Below are 23,059 nucleotides of genomic sequence, written 5' to 3' on the forward strand. Positions count from 1 at the left end.
GACCGAACGCATGACGACGACGTCCGGCGCCACGGGGTCCCGCCCCGTGGGGCCGGACGTCGTTCGTCTGCAGGGCCAGCTCGGGGTCGACATCGACCTCGAGCTGCTCCAGCTCGCCCTGACACACCGCTCCTACGCCTACGAGCACGGGGGCATCAAGCACAACGAGCGCCTCGAGTTCCTCGGCGACTCGATCCTCGGCCAGGCCGTGACCGTGAAGCTCTACCGGTCCTTCCCCGACCTCGACGAGGGTGACCTCGCGAAGCGTCGCGCCAGCCTGGTGTCGACGGTCGCCCTGGCCGAGATCGCCCGGATGATCGGGCTCGGCCAGTACCTGCGCCTCGGCAAGGGCGAGGAACAGACCGGCGGCCGCGACAAGTCGTCGATCCTCGCCGACACCGTCGAAGCCGTCATCGGTGCCACCTACCTGTCCGCGGGCCCCGACCCGGCGACCGACCTGGTGCTCCGCCTGGTCGAGCCGCTGATGATCGACCCCGACCGCTTCGGCGCCGCGATGGACCCGAAGACGAGCCTGCAGGAGCTCGCGGCGAGCCTGTCGCTCGGCAACCCGGCCTACCGCGTCACCGAGACCGGCCCGGACCACGACAAGACCTTCAGCGCGACCGTCGTCCTGCAGGGCGAGGACATCGCGGTCGGCACCGGCTCGAGCAAGAAGGCCGCCGAGATGTCCGCGGCGCTCGACGCCTGGACCCGGCTGTCCGGCCGAGCGGCCTGACCGCGTGCCCGAACTCCCCGAGGTCGAGGTCGTCCGCGCCGGCCTCGAACCCGCGGTCAGCGGCGCTCGGGTGCTGCTCGTCGACGTCGTGGACGAGCGAGCGCTCACCCGGCACGACGGCCCGGCCGAGGACTTCGCCGAGCGCCTGACCGGTCGCACCATCGCCGCAGCGGTCCGTCGGGGCAAGTTCCTCTGGATGCCGTTGCAGCCCGAGCACGAGGGCGACCGACCCGAAGCGCTCGTCGCCCACCTCGGCATGAGCGGCCAGATCCTGCTCGGCCGCGGTCGACCGGCGGCGAAGCACCGTCGCATCCTCATCGACGTGCAACCCGTCGGCACGGACCGCGACGGCACCACCGAACCCGCGGTCGAGCTCGAGTTCGTCGACCAGCGCACCTTCGGCTCGATGGCGATCGACGCGATGGTGCCGACGGTGGACGGCGCCCCCGCGGGGTTCGCCGGGCACGTCGACGTGGCGGACCCCGACGCCGTGTGGCGCCGGAGCGTGCCGCAGCAGGTGTCGCACATCGCCCGTGACCCGCTCGACCCCGCGTTCGACGACGACCGCTTCACCGCCATCGCCCGGAAGCGTTCGAGCGGCATCAAGCGGATCCTGCTCGACCAGGGCGTCGTGAGCGGCATCGGGAACATCTACGCCGACGAGTCCCTCTGGGCCGCGAAGCTGCACTACGACCGACCGGCCGAGCGGCTGACCCGTGCCGACCTCGCACGCCTGCTGCACGAGGTGCGCAGTGTCCTCCGGCGCGCACTCGAGGACGGCGGGACGAGCTTCGATGCCCAGTACGTCAACGTCAACGGGCAGTCCGGGTACTTCTCGCAGCGGCTGAACGTCTACGGCCAGCAGGGGAAGCCCTGCCCCCGCTGCGGCACGACGATCGTGCGCGAGGCCTTCATGAACCGCTCGAGCCACATCTGCCCCGTGTGCCAACCGCGTCCCCGCGCCCGCACGCGTTAGCCTGACGCCCAGCAGCACCACAGCGCCGCACGAGCGAGCACACCCGGAGACCGCATGTACTTGAAGAGCCTGACCATCAAGGGGTTCAAGTCCTTCGCGCAGCCGACGACGTTCGCGTTCGAGCCGGGCGTCACGTGCATCGTCGGCCCGAACGGCTCGGGCAAGTCCAACGTCGTCGACGCCCTGGCCTGGGTGATGGGGGAGCAGGGGGCGAAGACCCTGCGCGGCGGCAAGATGGAGGACGTCATCTTCGCAGGCACCTCGACCCGCGGGCCGCTCGGCCGCGCCCAGGTGCTGCTGACGATCGACAACACCGACGGGCTGCTGCCGATCGACTACTCCGAGGTGACGATCGCGCGCACGCTGTTCCGCAACGGCGGTAGCGAGTACGCCATCAACGGCGAGAACTGCCGGCTGCTCGACGTGCAGGAGCTCCTGAGTGACACCGGCCTCGGCCGCGAGATGCACGTCATCGTCGGGCAGGGGCAGCTCGACAAGGTCCTGCATGCCACCCCGGAGGACCGCCGCGGCTTCATCGAGGAAGCCGCAGGCATCCTGAAGCACCGTCGCCGCAAGGAGAAGACCCTCCGGAAGCTCGACGCGATGCAGACGAACCTGACCCGCCTGTCCGACCTCGCGGGCGAGATCCGGCGCCAGCTGAAGCCGCTCGGCCGCCAGGCCGAGGTCGCGCGCAAGGCCCAGTCCGTCGCCGCCGTCGCGCGGGACGCCAAGGCCCGCATCCTCGCCGACGACGTCGTCCGGCTGCGCCGCGAACTGCACGACCACCAGGAGGTCGAGGCAGGCCGCAAGTCCGAGCGCATCGTCCTGACCGAGCGACTCGACCAGACCCGGGTCCGCCAGCAGCACGTCGAGCAGAGCATGGTCGGCGATGACGTCGACCGCGCCCGGACCGTGGTGCACCGCCTGGAGAGCGTGCAGGAGCGCCTGCGCGGGCTGTCCAGCCTGGCGAACCAGCGGCTGATGTTCCTGGCGCAGCAGGCCGACGCCCCGCAGCAGGGCCCCTCGATCACCCCGGAGCGAGTGGCCGGCGTCCGTGCCGAGGCCGATCGGCTCGCCGCCCGCGCCGACGAGATGCAGGGCGGTTCCGCCGAGACCGCCCGTGCGGTGCAGGCCGCCCGTGACGCCCTCGACGCCCTCGACGACCGCATCGCCGCGCAGGCCGCCCGCGTCTCGCAGCACGACCTCGAGGCGCAGCGGCTGGCGAACGCCGTCGACGTGGCCCGGTCGAAGCGCGGGTCCACGGTGGCGGACCGTGAGCGTCGGCAACGGGCCCTCGCCGAGGCGGGCGAACGCGCCGAGCGCGCGACCGCGGCCCTCGCCGAGCTCGGTGCCGATCCGTCCGAGGGCGTCGACGACGAGGCCCTCGCCGCCACGCTCCAGGCGGCTCGTGCGCAGCTGGAGACCGCGCAGGCCGCCCGCGACGAGCAGCGCGACCGGCTGCACGCCCTCGAGCGCGAGCGGGACGCCCTCGACGCACGGGTCGCGGCGCTCGGCATGTCGATCGACGTCCGCGACGGTTCGCAGGCGCTCATCGACGCCGGACGCGCGGGCATCGTCGGGCGTCTGGCCGACGCGCTCACGGTGACGCCCGGGTTCGAGGGCGCCGTCGCCGTCGCGCTCGACGGGCTCGCCGACGCCGTCCTCGCGGACGACCGGTCGGTCGCGCTCGACGCCGTCGACCACGCCCGCTCCGCGGACATCGGACGCATCGACGTCGTCGTCGCGGACGCCGAAGTCGTCCCCACGGACCTGCCGGACACGCTGCCGGCCGGCGTCCACCGCGCCCTCGACCTGGTGCAGGGCCCGCCGGCGATCGCCGCGATCCTGCGGAACACCCTGATCGCAGAGACTGCCGACGGCCAAGGCGCGAACGCGGACACGCTCGACCTGGAGGCCGTGCTCGCCGCCGCCCCGCACGCGACGGTCGTCACCCGGTCCGGTGACCTCGTGCGCGCCGTCCGCGTCACCGGCGGCGGGGAACGCGTGACCTCGCGGATCGAGCTCGTCGCGGAGCGCGACGACGCCGTGACGCGACGCGACGCCATCGGGGCGGACGCCGAGGACGCAGCCACGGGCCTCCAGGCAGCACGCACCGCCGTCGAGGACGCACGCCGCCGTGCGGACGAAGCCGACGCGGCATCCCGCGCGCACGCGAAGGCGACGGCCGAGTACGACCGGGCCAGCGCCTCGACGCGGGCGAAGGCCGAGAACGCGGCGGCCGAGGTGGAGCGCCTGCGTGCCGCCCTCGCCGAGACCGACGGCGCCGTCGAGGTCGTCGACGCCGCCCTGGCAGAGGCCGAGACGGCGCACCGCGCGTTCACCGAGCAGGAACGTCCCGTCGTCGATGCCTCCGAGCGTCCGGGCCTGCAGGACGCACTCGAGGCCGCACGCGCCGCCGAGGTCGAGCAGCGCATCCAGGTGCAGACCGTGCGCGAGCGTGTCCGCGCCGAACGGCAACGCGCCGACCAGCTCGAACGGCAGCTCGAGGCCGAGCGCGCGGCGGCAGAGGAAGCAGCGCGTCGCGCGGTGATCCGCCGCGGGCAGATCGAGACCGCCGAAGCCGTCCTCGCCGACCTGCCGGCCGTGCTGGGCGCCGTCGACCGCTCGCTGGCCGAGGCACGCGTGCGGCTCGCGACCGAGGAGTCCGAACGGTCGAAGCGCAACACCGAACTGCAGGCGATCCGGAACGAGGAGCGCGAGCTCCGCGACCGGCTGCAGACGATCACCGACGGCGTGCACTCGCTCGAGATGGAGATCTACGAGAAGAAACTGCACGTGTCGGGCGTGCTCGACCGGGCGCTGAGCGACCTCGGGCTGACCGAGGCCGTGCTCGTCGCCGAGTACGGGCCGACCGTGCCGGTGCCGGTCGACGTGCTGGTGGACCCGCGGGTGCTGGCTCGGAAGCACCGCGACGCCGAGCGCGCCGCGGCTGCCGCGGCGGGCCTCGACGAGCCGGCGGATGCTGACACGGTGCCGGTCGACAGCGACACGGCGCCGGTCGACGATGCCTACACTGACATCGCCCCCGACGACGGCACGGCGGACCTCGACACCAGCCCCGGCGACGACACCGTGGCGCTCGTCGAGCTCGCGTCGACCCTGCCCGGGGGCCCCGCCCTGCCCGAGTTCGACGTCACCGACGAGGTCGACTCCGCCGACGTCGAGACCGTGCCGTACGTCCGCGCCGAGCAGGAGCGCCGCCTGCAGGCCGCCGAACGCGACCTCGGCCGGCTCGGCAAGGTGAACCCGCTCGCGCTCGAGGAGTTCCAGGCGCTGGAGCAGCGGCACGCGTTCCTCGCCGAGCAGCTCGAGGACCTGCAGAAGACCCGCACCGACCTGATGACGATCATCGACGAGCTCGACACGAAGATGCAGACGATCTTCGAGTCCGCGTTCAACGACACGAAGGACGCCTTCGACGTCATCTTCCCGATCCTGTTCCCGGGCGGCTCCGGCTCGATCAACCTCACCGACCCGTCCGACCTGCTCGGCACCGGGATCGACGTGCAGGTGAAGCCCGCCGGCAAGAAGATCGACCGCCTGACGCTGCTGTCCGGTGGCGAGCGGTCCCTGGCCGCAGTGGCGCTGCTCGTCGCGATCTTCACCGCCAGGCCGTCGCCGTTCTACATCATGGACGAGGTCGAGGCCGCCCTCGACGACGCCAACCTCGGCCGCCTGCTGACGGTGTTCGAGCGGCTCCGCGAGTCCTCGCAGCTCATCGTCATCACGCACCAGAAGCGCACGATGGAGATCGCCGACGCCCTGTACGGGGTGTCGATGCGGCAGGACGGCGTGTCCGCCGTCGTCGGGCAGCGGGTGCAGAAGCGCGAGCCCGCCGACGCGGTCGCGTAGCCGGCTGGCTGGCTGGCTGGCTGGCTGCGGTCGCGCGCCGCGAAAGCGACAGATCTCCGCCAACAGTTCGCGGCAATCTGTCGCTTTCGCGGAGAGGATCGTGGGTCCGCGACGAGATCTGTCGCTTTCGCGGCTCTGGCCGCGACCACGGACGGACGGGAGGCACGGTGCCAGCTGGCACCGTGCCTCCCGTCCGTGTTGCCGCCCGTCCAGGGCGTGACGCTTACTCCGCGTCGGCCGCGACCGACTCCTTCGGCTCGCCCGTCGGGGTGAGCCCGCGCTCCTGGCGCTTCTTCGAGACGACGAGCGAGGCGGTCGTCGCGACCGCGATGGTCAGCAGGATGAAGCCCAGCGAGAACCAGATCGGGATCTCCGGCGCCCACTCGATGTGCTCGCCACCGTTGATGAACGGCAGCTCGTTGACGTGCATGGCGTGGAAGACGAGCTTCACACCGATGAAGCCGAGGATGACCGCGAGGCCCTGGCCGAGGTAGATCAGACGCTCGAGCAGCCCGGCGATCAGGAAGTACAGCTGCCGCAGGCCGAGCAGCGAGAACGCGTTCGCGGTGAAGACGATGAAGGCGTCCTGGGTGAGCCCGAAGATCGCGGGGATCGAGTCGAGCGCGAACAGCACGTCGGTCAGACCGATCGCGACCATGACGAGCAGCATCGGGGTGAACAGGCGCTTGCCGTCGACCTTGGTGGTCAGGCGGTCGCCGTCGTAGTGGTCCGACGTCGGGATGATGCGCTTCAGGATGCGGATCAGGCGGGAGTCGCCCTCGTCGCCGCCGTGGTCGTTGCCGCTGCGGGCCTGCGACCACGCGAGCCAGAACAGCAGCGCACCGAACAGGTAGAACACCCACGAGAAGTTCTCGATGATCGTGACGCCGAGCGCGATGAAGATGCCTCGGGCGACGAGGGCGATCGCGACGCCGACCAGCAGGACCTTCTGCTGGAACTCCTTCGGCACGGCGAAGCTCGTCATGATGATGAGGAAGACGAACAGGTTGTCGACCGACAACGCCTTCTCGGTGAGCCACCCGGCGAAGTACTCACCGCCGGCTTGTCCGCCGCCGAAGACCAGGATGCCGAAGCCGAACAGGATCGCGAGTCCGATGTAGAACACGGACCAGAACGCGGATTCGCGGATGTGTGGCACGTGCGGGGTGCGCACGTGCGAGTAGAAGTCGAACACCAGCAGGGCGAGGATGCCTGCGATGGTGAGGAGCCAGACGAAGAGTGGGACGTCCACGGTTTCCTTCAGGTAGGGCGCGCCGCTGATGTGCGGGTACGCCGAGGCCTGAAGGTCTCTTCCGCCGTGTCGCACCGGAACCGGTGCTGCACGACCGGCGCCCCGGGTCCGGATCGTTCCGGGCCGTACTGACGGGGTCACCGAGAGGGAATACTCCCCTTCGTGAGACCGAGCATACCGGGCACAGCGGACATGCGCCGCGCTCTAAGCTGGGAGCATGGCGAGTTCCTGGTCACTGTCCTCACGGCTGCGCGGCCTCTTCCAGCGCAAGACGATCGACGAGACCACGTGGGAGGACCTCGAGACCGCGCTGATCGGCGCCGACTTCGGTCCGGACATCTCCGAGGCGATCATCGAGGACCTGCACGCGCGCGTCGACCGTTACGGCACGACCGACCCGGCCGACCTGCAGCGCATGCTGCGCGAGGTGCTCGAGGAACGGCTGTCGAAGCTCGACACCACGCTCAAGCTCAGCGCGCGGCCCGCCGTCGTGCTCGTCGTCGGGGTGAACGGCGTCGGTAAGACCACGACGATCGGCAAGTTCGCGAAGTTCCTGAAGACCTACGACCGCACGGTCCTCGTCGGAGCGGCCGACACCTTCCGTGCTGCCGCGGTCGAGCAGGTCGCGACCTGGGCCGAGCGCGCCGGCGTCGACGTCGTCCGCCCCTCGCAGCCCGGGCAGGACCCGGCCTCGGTGGCGTACCAGACCGTCGAGAAGGCGATCCGCGACAACACCGAGATCGTCGTCATCGACACCGCCGGCCGCCTGCACACCAAGGCAGGCCTGATGGACGAGCTGACGAAGATCAAGCGCGTCGTCGAGAAGCAGACCGAGATCAGCGAGGTGCTCCTCGTCCTCGACGCGACCACCGGGCAGAACGGCCTGGCCCAGGCGCAGGCGTTCATCGAGGGCGCCGGGGTCACCGGTCTCGTCATCACCAAGCTCGACGGCTCCGCGAAGGCCGGGTTCGTGCTCAGCGTGCAGGAGAAGACGGGCATCCCGATCAAGCTCATCGGGCAGGGCGAGGGCATCAACGACCTGACCGGTTTCACCCCGCACGTGTTCGTGCAGAACCTCGTCGGCTGATTCCGGGTACTGTCTCCGCAGTACAGGGATCGTCCAGGTACACCGGAAGGAGCCCTTTCAATGCCAGCACTCCTGATCATCGCGATCATCGTCGGCCTCGTCCTGCTCTTCAGCGGCATCTTCGTCGGTGCGCTGAAGTTCCTGCTGTGGGTCGGGATCGTCCTCATCATCCTGGCCGTCATCGGCTGGCTCCTCAGGAGCATCCGCGGTCGCGCATAGCGCTCGCGTCGCCCTGAACGGGCGGATGGACGAACGGGAGGCACGGTGCCAGCTGGCACCGTGCCTCCCGTCTGTCCGTGCCCGAGTCTCGGGCCGCGCGCGCCGAGTCTCGGCCTGGGCGACAGTTCTCGCGCTCCGGAGCGCGAGAACTGTCGCTGAGCGCGAAACTCGCGCAGCTCCGCGCGAGACTCAGACGGCCTGGCGACCCGGCGCCGCGTCGAGCAGGTGCGACAGGTGCTCGGGAACCGAGCCGCCGCGCGCGACCGTGGCGCGTGCCCACAGGCGTCCGGCGCGGTACGACGACCGGACGAGCGGGCCGGCGAGGACACCGGCGAAGCCCATCTCCTCGGCGACCTCACGCAGCGCGACGAACTCCTCCGGCTTGACCCAGCGCGCCACCGGCAGGTGCCGCGGCGACGGGCGGAGGTACTGCGTCAACGTGATGATGTCCGTGCCGGCTTCGAACAGGCGTTGCAGGGCGTCCTCGATCTCGATGCGCTCCTCGCCCATGCCGAGGATCAGGTTCGACTTCGTGACGAGCCCGGCGTCGCGGCCCTGCGTGATGACGTCGAGGGAGCGCTCGAACGTGAACGCCGGTCGGATCCGCTTGAAGATCCGCGGCACGGTCTCGACGTTGTGGGCGAAGACCTCAGGGCGGGCGTCGAACACCTGGCCGAGCTGGTCCGGGCGGCCGTTGAAGTCCGGCACCAGGATCTCGACGCCGGTGCCGGGGGAGTGCTCGTGGATCTGGCGGATGGTCTCGGCGTAGAGCCAGGACCCGCCGTCGGGCAGGTCGTCGCGGGCGACGCCGGTCACCGTGGCGTACTTGAGTCCCATGGACACGACCGAGTCGGCGACCCGGCGGGGCTCGTCGCGGTCGAGCGGCTCGGGCTTGCCGGTGTCGATCTGGCAGAAGTCGCACCGGCGAGTGCACTGCGAGCCGCCGATCAGGAACGTGGCCTCGCGGTCCTCCCAGCACTCGAAGATGTTCGGGCAGCCGGCCTCCTGGCAGACGGTGTGCAGCTGCTTGTCCTTGACCAGGGCGGACAGCTCGCGGAACTCCGGGCCCTGGGTGGCACGGGTCTTGATCCACCCGGGCTTCGTCTCGATCGGGGTCTCGGCGTTGCGGGCCTCGACGCGGAGCATCCGGCGGCCTTCGGGGGCGAGGGTCATACGAGGGTCTCCTGTCGTGCGGGCACAGTGCTGGTGGATGCGGTGTCGGCGGTCGTGATGCGGGCCGTCGTGGTGCTCTGGGCGGCGCTGCCGATCCGGTGGCCGGTCCGCATGCCGTGTTCGGCAGCGCGGATGCGGTCGACCACGGTGTCGGCGAGGTCGTCGACGGTGACGGGCCGGCCGGCGGCGACACTCAGCGTCGTCACGCCGGCGTCGGCGATGCCGCACGGCACGATCGCGGCGTAGGCGTCGAGTGCGTTGTCGCAGTTGATCGCGATGCCGTGGGTCGTCACGCCCTCGGCGACGTGCAGGCCGATGGCGCCGACCTTGGCGGGCGGCGCACCGGTCGTCGGCGTGGACCCGGTCGTCGGCGCCGACCCGGACGTCCACGCGCCGCTCCGGCCGTCGATGCGCCGCGCTTCCACCCCGACGGTCGCCGCCGCGTCGATGATGACCTGCTCGAGGTCACGCACCCACGCCACGACGTCGATCGGAACGGCCAGTCGGACGATCGGGTAGGCGACGAGCTGTCCGGGGCCGTGCCAGGTGATGCGCCCGCCGCGGTCGACCTCGACCACCGGCGCGCCGTTCGTCGGCAGGTCGGACGGCTCGGTGCGGCGGCCAGCGGTGTACACGGACGGGTGCTCGCACAGCACGAGGGCCCCGGGGGAGCGGCCGGCGACGACGTCGGCGTGGAGGTCCCGCTGCAGCGCGAGTCCCTCGGCGTAGTCGAGCAGCCCGGCAGGCCGCACGATCTCGAGTTCCGGCATGCTGGCGAGCCTACGACGGTTTCTGGACGGAGTACAACAACGCGGACGACCTTGACCTGAACCGTGGTTGAGGGCTTCGGATGGCGGACATGGACATCCGCCAGGTACAGCTCGCCACCCGCTCGCTCGACGACACGGCCCGGTTCTGGGAACGGCTCGGCTGCCCCGTCCACCGCGCCGACGAATCGGTCGAGGTGCACGTGGGGTCGACGCGGCTCCTGTTCCGGGAGCTGCCGGGGATGACCGGCGCGCTGCACCTCGCGATCACGATCCCGGCGGGCACGTTCGACGTGGCTGCCGCGTGGATCGCCGAGATCGCGACGGTGCTGGTCGACGCCGACGGCCGTGACGAGTTCGAGGGCCCGCCGAACTGGAACTCGCGATCGGTGTACTTCGAGGGTCCGGACCGGCAGTTGCTCGAGCTGATCGAGCGACGGGACCTCGTCGCGGCCACACCCGCGTCCGGGCCCGCGTCCGCTGTTCCGCTTCTGTCCGTCAGCGAGGTCGGCATCGCCGTGCCCGACGTCCTCGGTGCCGTCGGGACACTGCGCCGCGCCGGACTCGAGCCCTACGCCAACCCAGCAGGCGAGGGCTTCGCCGCGGTCGGCGACGTCGACGGTCTCGTCATCCTGGTGTCGCCGGAGCGGCGGTGGTTCCCGACCGCTGACCGCCTGCCGTCGACCGCGCCGGTGGTCCTCGACGTCGGGCTGGACGCCCCGGTCGAGCTCACCGAGGGGGTCGTGCTCCGCTGAGCCGTTCTGCGCGGCACCGCGCCACCCGCCCGCCCAGCGCTGTCCGGTCGTCGTCAGCGCAGGCGGTCGAGCTCGCCGAGGAAGTACGCATCCGCTCGGGCGTACGCCTCGACCGAGGTGTTCTCGGGCGGCAGGTCGTCGAACGGCCGCGCCAGGTCGAGTTCCGCGTCGACGAAGCGGACGAGGACCTCGGGCGGGGTACCGGTGCCGAGCTCGCGCGTGCGTGCCTTCACCGCGATGAGTTCCGTCGTCGCCTCCGTCACCGCACGCTCGACCGTCGACTCGGCGAGCAGCGTCGGCAGGTCCATCGGTGGCATGGCGCTCTCCGGGTGGTCCCGCAGCCACCGGAGCGAGGCCGCGGTCCGGAGCACGTAGAAGAACCGCTTCAGCGTGATCTCGCGCTCGTACTGCCGCGCGGCGACGTGCAGGTAGTGCCGGCCGATGCGCCCGCGGTCGGCCACGCTCGCGACGAACGCCAGGAGCCGGTCGCGGAAGGCCTCGTCACCCGCGTACACGATCGGTGAGCGCAGCCACTCGCCGACCGTCGCGTTCCCGTTCACGGCGAGGCGGACCGTCTTCGCGAGGTCCCACCCGTTGACGTCGAACACCTTGTCCAGCGGTGTCTCGATGACGTCGCGGCTGGGCCAGAGCGACAGGTAGTCGTCGCGCCGTCGCACGTACAGGAACCGGCAGTCGTAGTCGCTGTCGGGCGACGGGAAGCCCCAGGCGCGACTGCCGCTCTCGATCGCCCACGGGATCGTCACACCGAGGTCGGACTGCAGGCGCGCGAGCCGTCCGTCGATCTCGGCGACCACCGCTGGGTTGAGGTCCTCGGGGACGGCGCGCATGCCTCGACGATACCGAGCGTCGGACACCGGATCAGGGAACCTGCTCGTGAACCAGTAGAATCGACGGATCATGGCGCAATTCGGTTCACTCTCCGATCGGCTGACCGAGACCTTCCGCAATCTGCGGAGCAAGGGTCGGCTGACTCCGTCCGACGTCGACGGCACCGTCCGCGAGATCCGGCGGGCGCTCCTCGACGCCGACGTCGCGCTCGAGGTCGTCAAGGCGTTCACCGCAGCAGTGCGCGAGCGCGCCCTCTCCGACGAGGTCAACCGCGCGCTGAACCCGGCGCAGCAGGTCGTCCAGATCGTCAACGAGGAACTCGTCGGCATCCTGGGCGGGCAGCAGCGTCGCCTCGAGTTCGCGAAGAAGCCGCCGACGGTCATCATGCTCGCGGGTCTGCAGGGTGCCGGTAAGACCACCCTCGCCGGCAAGCTCGGCAAGTGGCTCAAGAAGGACGGCCACACCCCGATGCTCGTCGCGGCGGACCTCCAGCGTCCGAACGCCGTGCAGCAGCTGCAGGTCGTCGGCGAGCAGGCCGGCGTGCACGTCTTCGCTCCGGAGCCCGGCAACGGCGTCGGTGACCCGGTCAAGGTCGCCAAGAACGCCATCAAGGCCGCGGTCGACCAGCAGTACGACACCGTCATCGTGGACACCGCCGGTCGCCTCGGTGTGGACGCCGAGCTGATGAAGCAGGCCGCGAACATCCGCAAGGCCGTCGACCCCGACGAGGTCCTGTTCGTCATCGACGCGATGATCGGTCAAGACGCCGTCGTCACCGCCCGTGCCTTCCAAGAGGGCGTCGACTTCACCGGAGTCGTGCTGTCGAAGCTCGACGGCGACGCCCGCGGTGGTGCGGCCCTGTCGGTCGCCAGCGTCACCGGCCGCCCGATCATGTTCGCCTCCACGGGTGAGGGCCTCGACGACTTCGAGCCGTTCCACCCGGACCGCATGGCGAGCCGCATCCTCGACCTCGGCGACATCATGTCGCTCATCGAGCAGGCCCAGTCGGCCTTCGACGAGGACGAAGCCCGCGCGGTCGCCGAGAAGATCGCATCCGACTCGTTCACGCTGAACGACTTCCTGCAGCAGATGCAGCAGCTCCGCAAGGCTGGCTCGATCAAGGGCATGCTCGGCATGCTCCCGGGCGCCAAGGGCATGCGCGAGGCGCTCGACAACTTCGACGAGCGCGAGATCGTGCGTACCGAGGCGATCATCCAGTCGATGACGCCGAAGGAGCGCGAACTTCCGAAGCTCCTCAACGGCTCGCGCCGACTCCGCATCGCCAGGGGTGCCGGCTCCACGGTCACCGAGGTCAACGCCCTCGTGAACCGGTTCGAGCAGGCCGCGAAGATGATGAAGACCGTCGCCCGTGGTGGCGTGCCGCAGATGCCGGGCATGGGTCCGATCCCGGGCATGCACGGCGGCAAGAAGCAGCAGCAGGGCGGCAAGAAGAAGTCGAAGGTCGGCAACCCGGCCAAGCGTGCGGCGATCGCCGCCGGTACGGCTGCCGCTCCGCAGCAGGCGCCGAAGGGCTCCGGCCTCGGCCTCGGCGGTGCCGCCAAGGGCGGCAAGGCGCCGACCGAGGAAGAGCTCGCGAGCCTGCAGAAGTTCCTGGGTCGCTAGTCGCGACCCCTGACGGACGGGAGGCCCGTGGCGGATCCGCCACGGGCCTCCCGTCCGTCTGCGCGCACGTCGCGACGTTCCTTCCCAGAACGGGCGCGATGGAAAGCGGAATCGGGCGTACCTGGTCGGAAAAACGACCCGGTACGCCCGATTCGACCAGCTACGCGGAACGGCCCGGGGTCACAGGGACTCGCGGAACTCCGTGACCAGGTGGCGGACGACCTCGCGCAGGTCACCGCCGTGCTCCTGCGCGACCCGGAGCTGCCGCTGGTACGAGGCCCCGTTCGCGATCATCGTGTCGAGGTGGTGCAGTTCCTGCTGGCAGCCGAGCCGCTCGGCCACCGGGTCGAGCCGCTGCACCAGGTCGTGCACCTCGTCGGTCACGAGCCGCTCGTCGCCGGCGGCGTTCGTGATGATCTCGGCCTCCATGCCGTAGCGGGCGGCGCGCCACTTGTTCTCGCGGATGAACCACGGCTGCATCGTCGGCAGGGTCTCGCCGGCGTCGAGCCGGTCGGACATCGCGGTGACCAGGCACTGCACGAGCGCGGTCACGGCGCCGACCTCGTGCAGGGTCGAGATGCCGTCGGACACGCGGTTCTCGAGCGTGCCCCACTTCGGTGAGGGGCGGATGTCCCACCGCAGGTCCTTCACGCTGTCGATGACGCCCGTGTGCGTGAGGTCGCTCACGACCTCTTCGAAGTTCGCCCAGGCACCGAGTGCGGGCGGCAGGCCACCGGTCGGCAGCTGCTGGAACATGAGGGCCCGGTTCGAGGCGTACCCGGTGTCGATGCCGGCCCAGAAGGGGCTCGATGCGGTGAAGGCCTGCAGGTGCGGGACGTACGCGAGCATCGCGCCGAGGATCGGCAGGGCCTTGTCGCGGTCGTCGATGCCGACGTGCACGTGGACGCCCCAGATGAGCATCTGCCGACCCCACCAGCGCGTCCGGTCGATCAGGGTCGTGTAGTGCTCGCTGTCCGGGGTGATCTCCTGCTGGTCCCAGACGGCGAACGGATGCGTGCCGGAGCACATGACCTGGGCACCGAGCGGCTCGGCGGCGTCGATGACCTCGCCGATGATGCCGGACAGTTCGCTCGTGGCGTCGCTGACCCGCGCGTGCACGCTGGAGACGACCTCGACGGTGTTGGTCAGGAGTTCCTCGGTCACCCGCTCGCGATCGCCGAGTCGTTCGTGCACGGCCGCGATGACGGCAGGGGCACGGGGCGCGAGGTCGCCGGTCGACAGATCGACCAGCGGGAGCTCCCACTCGACGCCGATGGTCGACGGAGGGGACTCGGTGAAGCGGATGTCCATGCTGTACATCCTGCCCGGAAGGTTGTCGGACACGCACAACGACGGCGGCTTCTGGTCGTGCGGATCCGATTCACAGTAGTTCCACACCGGGCGTACCGTTGATATGTACAGAGCAGGAAGAGGTACGCATGCAGTTGGTCGTGCGCGGCACGTCCGCACCACTCGTCGGTGAACTCGACGTCCCGGTCTCGAAGTACCACGCGCACCGCGCGCTGGTGCTCGCGTCGCTGGCGAAGGGGACGAGCATCGTCTCCGGCATCAGCGCCACCCGCCAGGTCGAGTGGACCGTCGGCACGCTCCGCGCCCTCGGCGTCGACGTGAAGCGTCGCGGGGACGAGTACCACGTCACCGGGCTCGGCGGCCGGTACGAGGCCACCGACGTCGTCGACCACGGGTCCCGTGGCGCCGACAGCATCCTGAACATGGGGTCCTCCGGCACCACGCTCTACTTCATGACCGGTCTGGCGTCGCTCGCCGACAAGCCGATGACGCTCGTGGGCATGAAGTACTTCCAGCGCCGGCCCATCAAGGCACTGCTGACCTCGCTGACCCAGATGGGCATCGAGCTCGAGGCGACGAACGACTGCCCGCCCGTGACCGTCCAGCCGAGGCGCCCCCGCGGCGGCGACGTCACGATCGCCGGGACCCTGTCGCAGTGGGTCTCCGGCCTGCTCCTCGTGGCGCCGTTCGCCGAGCAGGAGACCCGGATCCACATCACCGGCGACCGGCTCAACGAGCAGCCCTACGTCGAACTGACCGTCCGGATGATGCGAGAGTTCGGCCTGACGGTCGAGGTCTCCGACGACTGGCTCGAGTACCGGATCCCGGCGAACCAGCAGGCCACCCCGCACGACTACGTCATCCCGCCGGACATCGGCTCCGCCGCGTTCGGCATCGCCGCGGCCGGCATCCGCGAGTCGAACCTGCTCCTGCGCGGCATGACGGCCTTCACCACCGCCGAGACCGACCACCCGGAGAGCGAGTTCCTCGACCTCGCGAAGGCGATGGGCGTCCCGATGCGGATCGACGAGGAGACCGGGTTCGTGCGCATCGAGCACGACGGTTCCCCGCTGCGACCGCTCGACATCGACTGCCAGCCGATCCCCGACCTGCTGCCGGTCCTGTCGACCATGGCCACCTTCGCCGAGGGCACCACCCGGCTGTGGAACGTCGCCCACATCCGGTTGAAGGAGTCCGACCGCGTCGCGGCGATGCTGCAGCTCAACCGCATGGGTGGCCGGGCCGAGCAGGGTGCCGACGAACTCCGCGTCACCGGTGTCGGGGCCGAGGGACTCCACGGCGCGCAGATGTCGTCGTTCAACGACCACCGGGTCCTGATGTCACTCGCCGTCGCCGCCTCGAAGGCGCGCGGCACCTCGGGGCTGACCTACCCGCGGGCCTACCGGATCTCGTACCCGACGTTCCTCGAGGCGATGAACTCCGTCGGCCTCGACATGGAGGTCGGCGACGCCCTCGCCGCGCAGATCGCCCGCGACGACCGGGCCGACGCGGCCGAGGCCGCCGCGATCGCCGACGAGCGCACCGACCTCGGCGAGCGCACCGATGGCGAGCGTGCCGATGGCGAGCGCGCCGATGGTGAGCGCGCCGGCGGCGAGCGCGCCGACCTCGGCGAACAGCACCCGGCCGAGCCCACGACCCCGGAGCCGCTCGCGCTCGCCGGTGTCGACGCCGACCCCCTCGTGCTGAGCGAGAAGGTCCGCGCGCTCGCGACCACCGATCCCGACGGCCTCGCGGTCATCGAGGTCGGCGGCGCAGCACCCGTGAACACCACGTGGCGGGAACTGCAGGACGAGGCCGACAATGTCTCCGCGCTCCTGCTCGAGCTCGGGGTCCGCAGGGGCGAGTCGGTCGCCATGCAGCTGCCGAACTGGCGCGAGTTCGTCTCCATCACCCTCGGCGCGATCCAGATCGGGGCCGTCGCGACGCCGATCATGCCGGTGTTCGGTCCGCGCGAGACGACGATGACGCTCGCTCGGTCCCGCGCCCGCGTGGTGTTCCTGCCGAACGTCTTCCGCAAGCGCCGGCCCGCGCTCGAGCTCCTCGACGTCATCGACGAGGCGAAGGCCCAGCAGCGACGGCTTTCGGTCGAGCACGTGATCGTGCTCCGGTCCGAGGCGCGCGGCCAGGTCGACGCTCCGACGAACCAGCCGCCGCTGCCGGCCGACGCCCTGGACCGGGTGGCCACGAGCGACTGGCACTGGCGCTACTTCGACAACGCCCTCGACGCCGTGCACGTGGACGTCGACGAGATCACCTCGCGCGCGCCGGGCCCGGACGACGTCTGCCAGCTGCTGTTCACGAGCGGCACGACGGGGGAGCCGAAGGGCGTGCAGCACCCGCACCGCACCCTCGGGCTGGCCACGGCCATGCACGTCGCGCAGTCGGGCTTGACGAGCGCGGACCGGATCTACATCCCGTCGCCGCTGGCGCACCAGACCGGGTTCCTGTACGGGATGCTACTGGCGTTCCGGCTCGGTGCGCCGCAGGTCATCCAGCCGGTGTGGGACGGCACCGTCGCGCTCGAGCAGGCATTCGGCGTCGCGAAGGCGTCGTTCGTGCAGTGCGCGACCCCGTTCCTGACCGACCTCGTCGACCTGGTCGAAGCCGGTGGCGCCCAGCCCGAGTCGCTGCGGATCTTCGTGCCGACCGGTGCTGCTGTGCCGCGGGCCCTCGCCCAGCGGGCCGCGACGGTGCTCGGCACGGCCATCCTCGGCGCGTTCGGTACGAGCGAGACCTGCCTCGGCGCCCTGTCCAGCCCGATCGACGACCCGGCGGCAGCGTACGGGCACGACGGTCGTGCGCTGCCGGGCATCCGGATCCGGATCGTCGACGACGAGGGCCACGAGCTCCCCGCCGACACCGAGGGCAACTTCGAGCTGCACTCGCCGACGATGTTCGACGGGTACCTCGACCGCCAGGACCTGACCGACGACGTCTTCACCGAGGACGGCTGGTACAAGACCGGCGACCTGGCGAAGGTCGACGCGAACGGCTTCCTGTCGATCACCGGCCGGATCAAGGACGTCATCAACCGCGGTGGCGAGAAGATCCCGGTCGTCGAGATCGAGAACCTGCTGTACCAGCACCCCCTGGTCACCGACGTGGCGATCGTCGCGATGCCGGACCCCCGACTCGGTGAGCGTGCGTGCGCGTTCGTCGTGCCGGCCGCCGGCGTGGAGCGGCTCGACTTCGCGGCGATGCAGCAGGCGCTCGACAAGGCGGGCGTGAGCAAGTACTACTGGCCAGAGCGGCTCGAGTCCATCGACGAACTCCCGCGCAACGCCGTCGGCAAGGTCCAGAAGAACGTCCTGCGTGAGCAGGCAGCCGCGCTCGTCGCCGCGAGCACCACGAAGGAGAACGAGACACGATGACGCTGGTCATGGAAACCGCCACCGAATCCGCCTTCCAGCAGCTCAAGGCCGAGGTCACCGAGTGGGTCCGCGGCCCCGGCGAGGAGTGGGCGGACGAGATCGAGCGCACCGGCCGGGTCGCCCCGGAGCTGTTCCAGGAGCTCAAGGACAACGGGTGGCTCAGCCTCGCCGCCCCGACCGAGCTCGGCGGACGGGCCATCCCGTTCTCGCGCTACCTCGAGGTCATGGAGATCGTCTCGCGTTCGCACGCGTCGATCCGGATGCTCGTGCACGTCATCAACGGCACCTGGCGCGCGATGGCCCCCTACGCGACGCCGGAGCAGATCGAGCAGGTCGTCAAGCCGAGCGTCGCGGGTGACAAGCTCGTCGCGTTCACCCTGACCGAGGCCACGGCCGGCACCGGCGCGGACATCCGCACCACCGTCCGCCGCGAGGGCGACACCTACGTCATGAACGGTGAGAAGCACCTCATCACGTTCGGCGTGCAGGCCGACTACTGGCTCATCGCCGCCCGCCTCGAGGGCACCAGCGGCCAGGACGGCACGGTCGCGTTCCTCATGCCGAACAGCGGGCTGCCGGGCGCCGAGGTGATCGACGACTCCGACACCATGGGCATCCGGGGCACCGACCACGCGATCCTGCGCTTCACCGACGTGCCCGTGCCGGCCAGTGCGCTGCTCGGCGCCGAGGGGCAGGGGCTCGAGGTCGCGCTCGGCGGCTTCCTGCTGCCGAGTCGCGTGTCCGTCGCCATGAGCGCCGTCGGCCTCGCCGAGCGTGCGAACGAGCTCGCCGTCGAGTACGCGAACAAGCGGGAGACCTTCGGCAAGCAGCTGTCCAGCCGCCAGGCGATCCAGTTCTACCTGGCCGAGAACTACGCCGACATCGCCGCCGCCCGCGCCCTGGTGCTCGAGGCGGCCCGCGCCTACGAGGAGGACCGCCCCGACGCGGGCACGCTGTCCAGCGCCTCGAAGATGGTCGCGGTCGACATGCTCGCCCGCGTCACCGACAAGGCCCTGCAGGTGCACGGCGGCCAGGGCTACTGGAAGCGCAACGCGATCGAGCGCGTCTACCGCGACGCGCGCGCGCAGCGCTTCGAAGAGGGCACCAACGAGATCCAGAAGCTGGTCGTCGGCCGCGCCGTCGTCACCGGCAAGGCCGGGTTCTAGACCACAACCACCCACCGGACGGGAGGCCCGTGGCGGGCCCGCCCCGGGCCTCCCGTCCGTCTCCCACTCACCTGAAGGACCGCAGTGACCGACAGCACCAACGCACCCATCGCACTGATCACGGGCGCTTCGCGCGGCATCGGCCGCCTGCTCGCGCAGAAGCTCGGCCAGCGCGGCGTGACCGTCGTGGTCACGTACAAGGGCAACGCCGACCTGGCCGAGGAATCCCTGGCCGACGTCAAGGCCGCCGGCGGCGACGGGATCACCGCGCAGGTCGACATCGAGCAGCCGGAGTCGATCGACGCCCTGTTCGACCTGGTGCGCGACACCTACGGCCGCCTCGACATGTTCGTCGCGAACGCCGCCGCCAGCGCGTTCAAGCCCGTCAAGGAACTGAAGCTGCACCACCTGGACCGCAGCTACGCCACCAACGCCCGCTCGTTCGTGCTCGGGGCGCAGCGTGCCGCCGAGCTGATGGACCGCGGTGGGCGCATCGTCGTCGTGACCTCGTACGGATCGCTCCGCGCGTTCCCGACCTACGCCGCGCTCGGCGCCGCGAAGGCCATGAGCGAGTCGTACATGAAGTACATGGCGGTCGAGTTCGGTCCGCGCCAGATCACGGTGAACGCGGTCAACGGTGGCCTCATCGACACCGACTCGCTCGAGTACTTCTACACGAAGGTCCCCGGCCAGGCGCCGATCGACTCGGTGTTCGAGAAGCTCCCGCTGCAGCGCCCCGGCACCGCCGACGACATGGCCGACGCGGTGGACTTCCTGCTGTCCGACAAGGCCGGCTACATCACCGGTCAGGTGCTGTCGGTCGACGGCGGCCTGACCGTGATCGCCCCGCCGTTCTGGGCGGACACGACGTCGCCGCTGCGCGACGCGGTGCTCCCTGCTGACGACGCGGCTGTCGACGCGGCAGAGTAGGGGCATGAGCACCGTCGCCCTGCCCGAGCTCGCCGTCGTCTCCTCGCCGTGGACACTCGGCCCCCTGGCCCTGCCCAACCGGGTGGTCATGGGGTCGATGCACACCGGACTCGAGGTGCACGACGACGGTGGGGCCGGCATGGCGGCGTTCTACCGCGAACGTGCCGCCGGTGGCGCCGCGTGCATCATCACCGGCGGCATCGCGGTGAACGACGAGGCCCGTGGTGGCCCCGACTTCGCCGTGTTCGGTGTCGGGGGAGCGGACGAGCGGTTCCGCGCCGCGGTCGACGCCGTGCACGAGGAGGGCTCCACGATCCTCGCGCAGCTGTTCCACGCCGGGCGGTACGCGCTCGCCGCGGGGATGGTCGATCGGCACGGGGACCCCCAGCGCGTGGTGGCACCGTCGGCCCTGCCCTGGGCGGCCGCCCGTGGCGTGGTGCCGACCGAGCTGACGCCGGCCGAGATCGAGCGCACCATCGAGGACTTCGCCGCCGCGGCCCGGTCCGCGCGCGACATCGGGTTCGACGGCGTCGAGATCATGGCGTCCGAGGGCTACCTCATCAACCAGTTCCAGTCGCCGCTGACGAACCTGCGTGACGACGAGTGGGGCGGTTCGCCGGAGCGTCGACGGCGCTTCACGGTGGCGGTCGTCGAGGCCGTCCGTGCGGCGGTGCCCGACCTGGCCGTGACGATCCGGCTCTCCGGCGCTGACCTGATGCCCGGTTCGTCGACCGAGGACGACGTCGACGCCCTGGTGCACGACCTGCTGCCGCTCGGGCTCGACGGCATCTCGGTGGGGATCGGCTGGCACGAGTCCCGCACCCCGACCGTGCAGGCCGCCGTGCCGCACGGTGCCTGGCTCGCCTACGCCGCGCGCATCGCCGGAGTCGTGCGCGCCTCGTCGTACCCCGACGTCCGGGTGATTGCGTCGAACCGGATGACCGACCTGCGCGACGGTGAGACGGTCCTCGCCGACGGGATCATCGACGCCGTCGCGCTCGCCCGACCGTTCCTCGCCGACCCCGCGCTCGTGAACCGGTCGCTCGCGGGCCGGTTCGCGCTGGTGAACACCTGCATCGGCTGCAACCAGGCCTGCCTCGACCGCTCGATCATCGGCGCGCCGGTGTCCTGCCTGGTGAACCCGCGCGCCGCCCGTGAGGTCGCGTTCCCGGCGCGTCCGACCACCGACCCCAAGCGCGTCGAGGTCGTCGGCGGGGGACCGGCCGGTCTCGCCGCAGCCGTCGACGCGGCCCGACGCGGCCACCGCGTCACCGTGTGGGAAGCCGCCGACCGGCTCGGCGGCCAGTTCGGCCTCGCCGCGCTCGTGCCCGGCAAGGAGGACTACGCCGCCACCGTACGGGCTGCCCGCGCCGAGCTCGACGAACGAGGAGCCACGGTGCACCTCGGCCGCCCGGCCACGACTGCGGACCTGGCCGACAGCGACGCCGTGGTGCTCGCCGCCGGGGTGGTCCCGCGCGACGTCGACGTCCCCGGAGCACACCTGCCGCACGTCCTGTCGTACGAGCGGGCACTGCGCGAGGGCGTGCCGGCCGGCACCGTCGCGATCATCGGCGGCGGCGGCATCGGCGTCGACACCGCAGCGTTCCTGACCGAGTCGCCGGACGAGTCGGTCCGCGCCACCGAGTTCGCCGCGCGCTGGGACCTCGACGTCTCCGAGGAACTCGTCGGCGACGTCCCCCAGCGGCTGCCCGCGGCGTCGCGCACGATCCGGCCGGGCTCCGACGTCACCGTGCTCCGCCGATCGGGCAAGTTCGGGCAGGGAGTCGGGATCACCTCGCGCTGGGTCGCCATCGGTCGCCTCCGTGACGCGGGGGTGCGCATGGTCGGTGGCGTGCAGGAGTACCTGCGCATCGAGCCCGGTGCCCTCTGGATCCGCGACGAGCACGGCGAGGAGCGTGCGATCCCGGCGGACAACGTCGTGGTCTGCGCCGGGCAGGAACGCGCGATCGACACCGAGGGTGACGTGCGTGACGGACTCGTGACGGGCCTCCAGGCCGCCGGTGTGCCGTTCGCCGTCGTCGGCGGCGCACGCGACGCACGGAGCGTGGACGCGGTCCGCGCGACGTCCGAGGCCCTCGAAGCGGTCCGGCGACTCGCGCCGTAGCGCGTCGGCTCGCATCGCGGCCCGGAATCTGTAAGAATGAACGGTCGAATCGCCGCAGCTCGACCCTCTATCCAGCTGTGAGCGATCTCTCTCGAGCTTTCACCGTGTGTGCCCCCACGCCCGCGGTTCCAGTTCAACCACAACGTAAGCAAACAGGAGCAATTGTGGCTGTCAAGATCCGTCTGAAGCGTCTCGGTAAGATCCGTGCGCCCTACTACCGCATCGTCGTCGCCGACTCGCGCACCAAGCGCGATGGTCGTGTCCTCGAGGAGATCGGTCAGTACCACCCGACCGAGGAGCCCTCGGTCATCAAGATCGAGTCCGAGCGTGCGCTCTACTGGCTCGGCGTCGGCGCGCAGCCGACCGAGCAGGTCGCGGCCCTCCTCAAGCTGACCGGCGACTGGGCCAAGTTCAAGGGCGAGAAGGACACCGCGTCCAAGGTCAAGGTCGCCGAGCCGAAGCAGGCCTTCCAGGTCGACTCCTCGAAGAAGGCCGTCCTCAAGCCGAAGTCGGAGAAGACGGCTCCCGCCGCCAAGACCGACGACGCCGAGACCGCCGACGAGACGACCGAGGCGTAGTCCTTGCTCGAATCCGCGCTGACGCACCTCGTCAAGGGGATCGTCGATCACCCTGACGACGTGCGCGTCGCCAGCTCCACCTCCCCGCGGGGCGAGGTCCTCGAGGTGCGCGTGCACCCCGAGGACCTCGGCCGCGTGATCGGTCGTGCCGGGCGGACCGCCAAGGCACTCCGCACCCTCGTCTCGGCCCTGGCCGACGGCAAGCGTGTGCGGGTCGACGTGGTCGACACCGATTCCTAGGGAGACG

At 70.8% G+C, this 23,059-nt stretch carries 18 protein-coding genes; 13 read left to right on the forward strand and 5 right to left on the reverse strand.

The window, feature by feature from the left end; genetic code table 11:
* Positions 1 to 10: 10 nt before the first annotated feature.
* The 3 genes from rnc to EDF28_RS06930 are packed head-to-tail and all read left to right on the forward strand — an operon-like array spanning position 11 to position 5,585.
* The gene (rnc, locus tag EDF28_RS06920; RefSeq protein ID WP_228506018.1) at positions 11 to 736 is read left to right on the forward strand and encodes a ribonuclease III; all 726 of its coding nucleotides are present in this window, start codon (positions 11 to 13) and stop codon (positions 734 to 736) included.
* Between the two features lie 4 nt (positions 737 to 740).
* Positions 741 to 1,712, forward strand: coding sequence for a bifunctional DNA-formamidopyrimidine glycosylase/DNA-(apurinic or apyrimidinic site) lyase (mutM, locus tag EDF28_RS06925; RefSeq protein WP_123937677.1), 972 nt, complete (start codon positions 741 to 743; stop codon positions 1,710 to 1,712).
* A gap of 54 nt (positions 1,713 to 1,766) precedes the next feature.
* On the forward strand, positions 1,767 to 5,585 hold the full coding sequence (locus EDF28_RS06930) for an AAA family ATPase (RefSeq protein ID WP_123937678.1): 3,819 nt from the start codon (positions 1,767 to 1,769) through the stop codon (positions 5,583 to 5,585).
* Between the two features lie 223 nt (positions 5,586 to 5,808).
* Here EDF28_RS06930 and EDF28_RS06935 read toward each other — a convergent pair whose 3' ends face one another.
* On the reverse strand, positions 5,809 to 6,837 hold the full coding sequence (locus EDF28_RS06935; RefSeq protein WP_111086101.1) for a TerC family protein: 1,029 nt from the start codon (positions 6,835 to 6,837) through the stop codon (positions 5,809 to 5,811).
* A gap of 217 nt (positions 6,838 to 7,054) precedes the next feature.
* On the opposite strand from EDF28_RS06935, the gene ftsY reads away from it, so the two are divergent.
* Together ftsY and EDF28_RS19055 are read left to right on the forward strand one after the other, a co-directional pair.
* The gene (gene ftsY, locus EDF28_RS06940; RefSeq protein WP_111086057.1) at positions 7,055 to 7,924 is read left to right on the forward strand and encodes a signal recognition particle-docking protein FtsY; all 870 of its coding nucleotides are present in this window, start codon (positions 7,055 to 7,057) and stop codon (positions 7,922 to 7,924) included.
* 60 nt (positions 7,925 to 7,984) lie between these two features.
* Complete coding sequence (locus tag EDF28_RS19055; protein ID WP_139199230.1) at positions 7,985 to 8,143, forward strand: DUF4175 domain-containing protein; 159 nt, start codon at positions 7,985 to 7,987, stop codon at positions 8,141 to 8,143.
* 189 nt (positions 8,144 to 8,332) lie between these two features.
* Here the strand turns inward: EDF28_RS19055 and lipA are convergent, their stop codons facing one another.
* A complete protein-coding gene (gene lipA, locus EDF28_RS06945) occupies positions 8,333 to 9,316 on the reverse strand; it encodes a lipoyl synthase (RefSeq protein ID WP_123937679.1) in 984 nt (327 codons plus the stop codon).
* A complete protein-coding gene (lipB, locus tag EDF28_RS06950; protein ID WP_123937680.1) occupies positions 9,313 to 10,086 on the reverse strand; it encodes a lipoyl(octanoyl) transferase LipB in 774 nt (257 codons plus the stop codon). The genes lipA and lipB overlap by 4 nt, the downstream gene beginning before the upstream one ends.
* A gap of 89 nt (positions 10,087 to 10,175) precedes the next feature.
* Between lipB and EDF28_RS06955 the strand changes: the two genes are divergently transcribed.
* Positions 10,176 to 10,838: a VOC family protein gene (locus EDF28_RS06955; RefSeq protein WP_123937681.1), complete on the forward strand. Its 663-nt coding sequence runs from the start codon at positions 10,176 to 10,178 to the stop codon at positions 10,836 to 10,838.
* Between the two features lie 53 nt (positions 10,839 to 10,891).
* On the opposite strand, the gene EDF28_RS06960 is transcribed toward EDF28_RS06955, so the two are convergent.
* The gene (locus tag EDF28_RS06960; protein ID WP_123937682.1) at positions 10,892 to 11,686 is read right to left on the reverse strand and encodes a nucleotidyltransferase domain-containing protein; all 795 of its coding nucleotides are present in this window, start codon (positions 11,684 to 11,686) and stop codon (positions 10,892 to 10,894) included.
* A 70-nt stretch (positions 11,687 to 11,756) separates the two neighbouring features.
* Here EDF28_RS06960 and ffh point away from each other — a divergent pair, with 70 nt between their 5' ends.
* Positions 11,757 to 13,310 carry a signal recognition particle protein gene (ffh, locus tag EDF28_RS06965; RefSeq protein WP_123937683.1) on the forward strand — a complete coding sequence of 518 codons (1,554 nt, stop codon included), beginning with the start codon at positions 11,757 to 11,759 and terminating at the stop codon, positions 13,308 to 13,310.
* A 180-nt stretch (positions 13,311 to 13,490) separates the two neighbouring features.
* Here the strand turns inward: ffh and EDF28_RS06970 are convergent, their stop codons facing one another.
* Positions 13,491 to 14,630, reverse strand: a complete 1,140-nt coding sequence (locus EDF28_RS06970; RefSeq protein ID WP_185094169.1) for a glutamate--cysteine ligase — start codon at positions 14,628 to 14,630, stop codon at positions 13,491 to 13,493.
* Between the two features lie 119 nt (positions 14,631 to 14,749).
* Here EDF28_RS06970 and aroA point away from each other — a divergent pair, with 119 nt between their 5' ends.
* The 6 genes from aroA (at position 14,750) to EDF28_RS07000 (ending at position 23,052) form a co-directional block, all read left to right on the forward strand.
* Positions 14,750 to 18,013 (forward strand): 3-phosphoshikimate 1-carboxyvinyltransferase, encoded by a 3,264-nt coding sequence (gene aroA, locus EDF28_RS06975; RefSeq protein ID WP_123937685.1) that lies wholly within the window; start codon positions 14,750 to 14,752, stop codon positions 18,011 to 18,013.
* 8 nt (positions 18,014 to 18,021) lie between these two features.
* The gene (locus tag EDF28_RS06980; protein WP_185094170.1) at positions 18,022 to 19,179 is read left to right on the forward strand and encodes an acyl-CoA dehydrogenase family protein; all 1,158 of its coding nucleotides are present in this window, start codon (positions 18,022 to 18,024) and stop codon (positions 19,177 to 19,179) included.
* Between the two features lie 84 nt (positions 19,180 to 19,263).
* On the forward strand, positions 19,264 to 20,109 hold the full coding sequence (locus EDF28_RS06985) for an SDR family oxidoreductase (protein WP_123937687.1): 846 nt from the start codon (positions 19,264 to 19,266) through the stop codon (positions 20,107 to 20,109).
* Between the two features lie 4 nt (positions 20,110 to 20,113).
* A complete protein-coding gene (locus tag EDF28_RS06990; protein WP_123937688.1) occupies positions 20,114 to 22,234 on the forward strand; it encodes an FAD-dependent oxidoreductase in 2,121 nt (706 codons plus the stop codon).
* Between the two features lie 164 nt (positions 22,235 to 22,398).
* Positions 22,399 to 22,812, forward strand: coding sequence for a 30S ribosomal protein S16 (rpsP, locus tag EDF28_RS06995; protein WP_111086066.1), 414 nt, complete (start codon positions 22,399 to 22,401; stop codon positions 22,810 to 22,812).
* A 3-nt stretch (positions 22,813 to 22,815) separates the two neighbouring features.
* Positions 22,816 to 23,052 carry an RNA-binding protein gene (locus EDF28_RS07000; RefSeq protein WP_111086067.1) on the forward strand — a complete coding sequence of 79 codons (237 nt, stop codon included), beginning with the start codon at positions 22,816 to 22,818 and terminating at the stop codon, positions 23,050 to 23,052.
* Positions 23,053 to 23,059 lie beyond the last annotated feature (7 nt).

Source organism: Curtobacterium sp. PhB137 (genome assembly GCF_003814955.1).
Lineage (GTDB): Bacteria > Actinomycetota > Actinomycetes > Actinomycetales > Microbacteriaceae > Curtobacterium.

Excerpts from the sequence above, each read along its gene's own strand:
- rnc (WP_228506018.1), top strand. The coding sequence starts at position 11 with ATGACGACGACGTCCGGCGCCACGGGGTCCCGCCCCGTGGGGCCGGAC.
- EDF28_RS06930 (WP_123937678.1), top strand. The coding sequence starts at position 1,767 with ATGTACTTGAAGAGCCTGACCATCAAGGGGTTCAAGTCCTTCGCGCAG.
- ftsY (WP_111086057.1), top strand. The coding sequence starts at position 7,055 with ATGGCGAGTTCCTGGTCACTGTCCTCACGGCTGCGCGGCCTCTTCCAG.
- EDF28_RS19055 (WP_139199230.1), top strand. The coding sequence starts at position 7,985 with ATGCCAGCACTCCTGATCATCGCGATCATCGTCGGCCTCGTCCTGCTC.
- lipA (WP_123937679.1), bottom strand. The coding sequence starts at position 9,316 with ATGACCCTCGCCCCCGAAGGCCGCCGGATGCTCCGCGTCGAGGCCCGC.
- lipB (WP_123937680.1), bottom strand. The coding sequence starts at position 10,086 with ATGCCGGAACTCGAGATCGTGCGGCCTGCCGGGCTGCTCGACTACGCC.
- EDF28_RS06955 (WP_123937681.1), top strand. The coding sequence starts at position 10,176 with ATGGACATCCGCCAGGTACAGCTCGCCACCCGCTCGCTCGACGACACG.
- EDF28_RS06960 (WP_123937682.1), bottom strand. The coding sequence starts at position 11,686 with ATGCGCGCCGTCCCCGAGGACCTCAACCCAGCGGTGGTCGCCGAGATC.
- ffh (WP_123937683.1), top strand. The coding sequence starts at position 11,757 with ATGGCGCAATTCGGTTCACTCTCCGATCGGCTGACCGAGACCTTCCGC.
- EDF28_RS06970 (WP_185094169.1), bottom strand. The coding sequence starts at position 14,630 with ATGTACAGCATGGACATCCGCTTCACCGAGTCCCCTCCGTCGACCATC.
- aroA (WP_123937685.1), top strand. The coding sequence starts at position 14,750 with ATGCAGTTGGTCGTGCGCGGCACGTCCGCACCACTCGTCGGTGAACTC.
- EDF28_RS06980 (WP_185094170.1), top strand. The coding sequence starts at position 18,022 with ATGGAAACCGCCACCGAATCCGCCTTCCAGCAGCTCAAGGCCGAGGTC.
- EDF28_RS06990 (WP_123937688.1), top strand. The coding sequence starts at position 20,114 with ATGAGCACCGTCGCCCTGCCCGAGCTCGCCGTCGTCTCCTCGCCGTGG.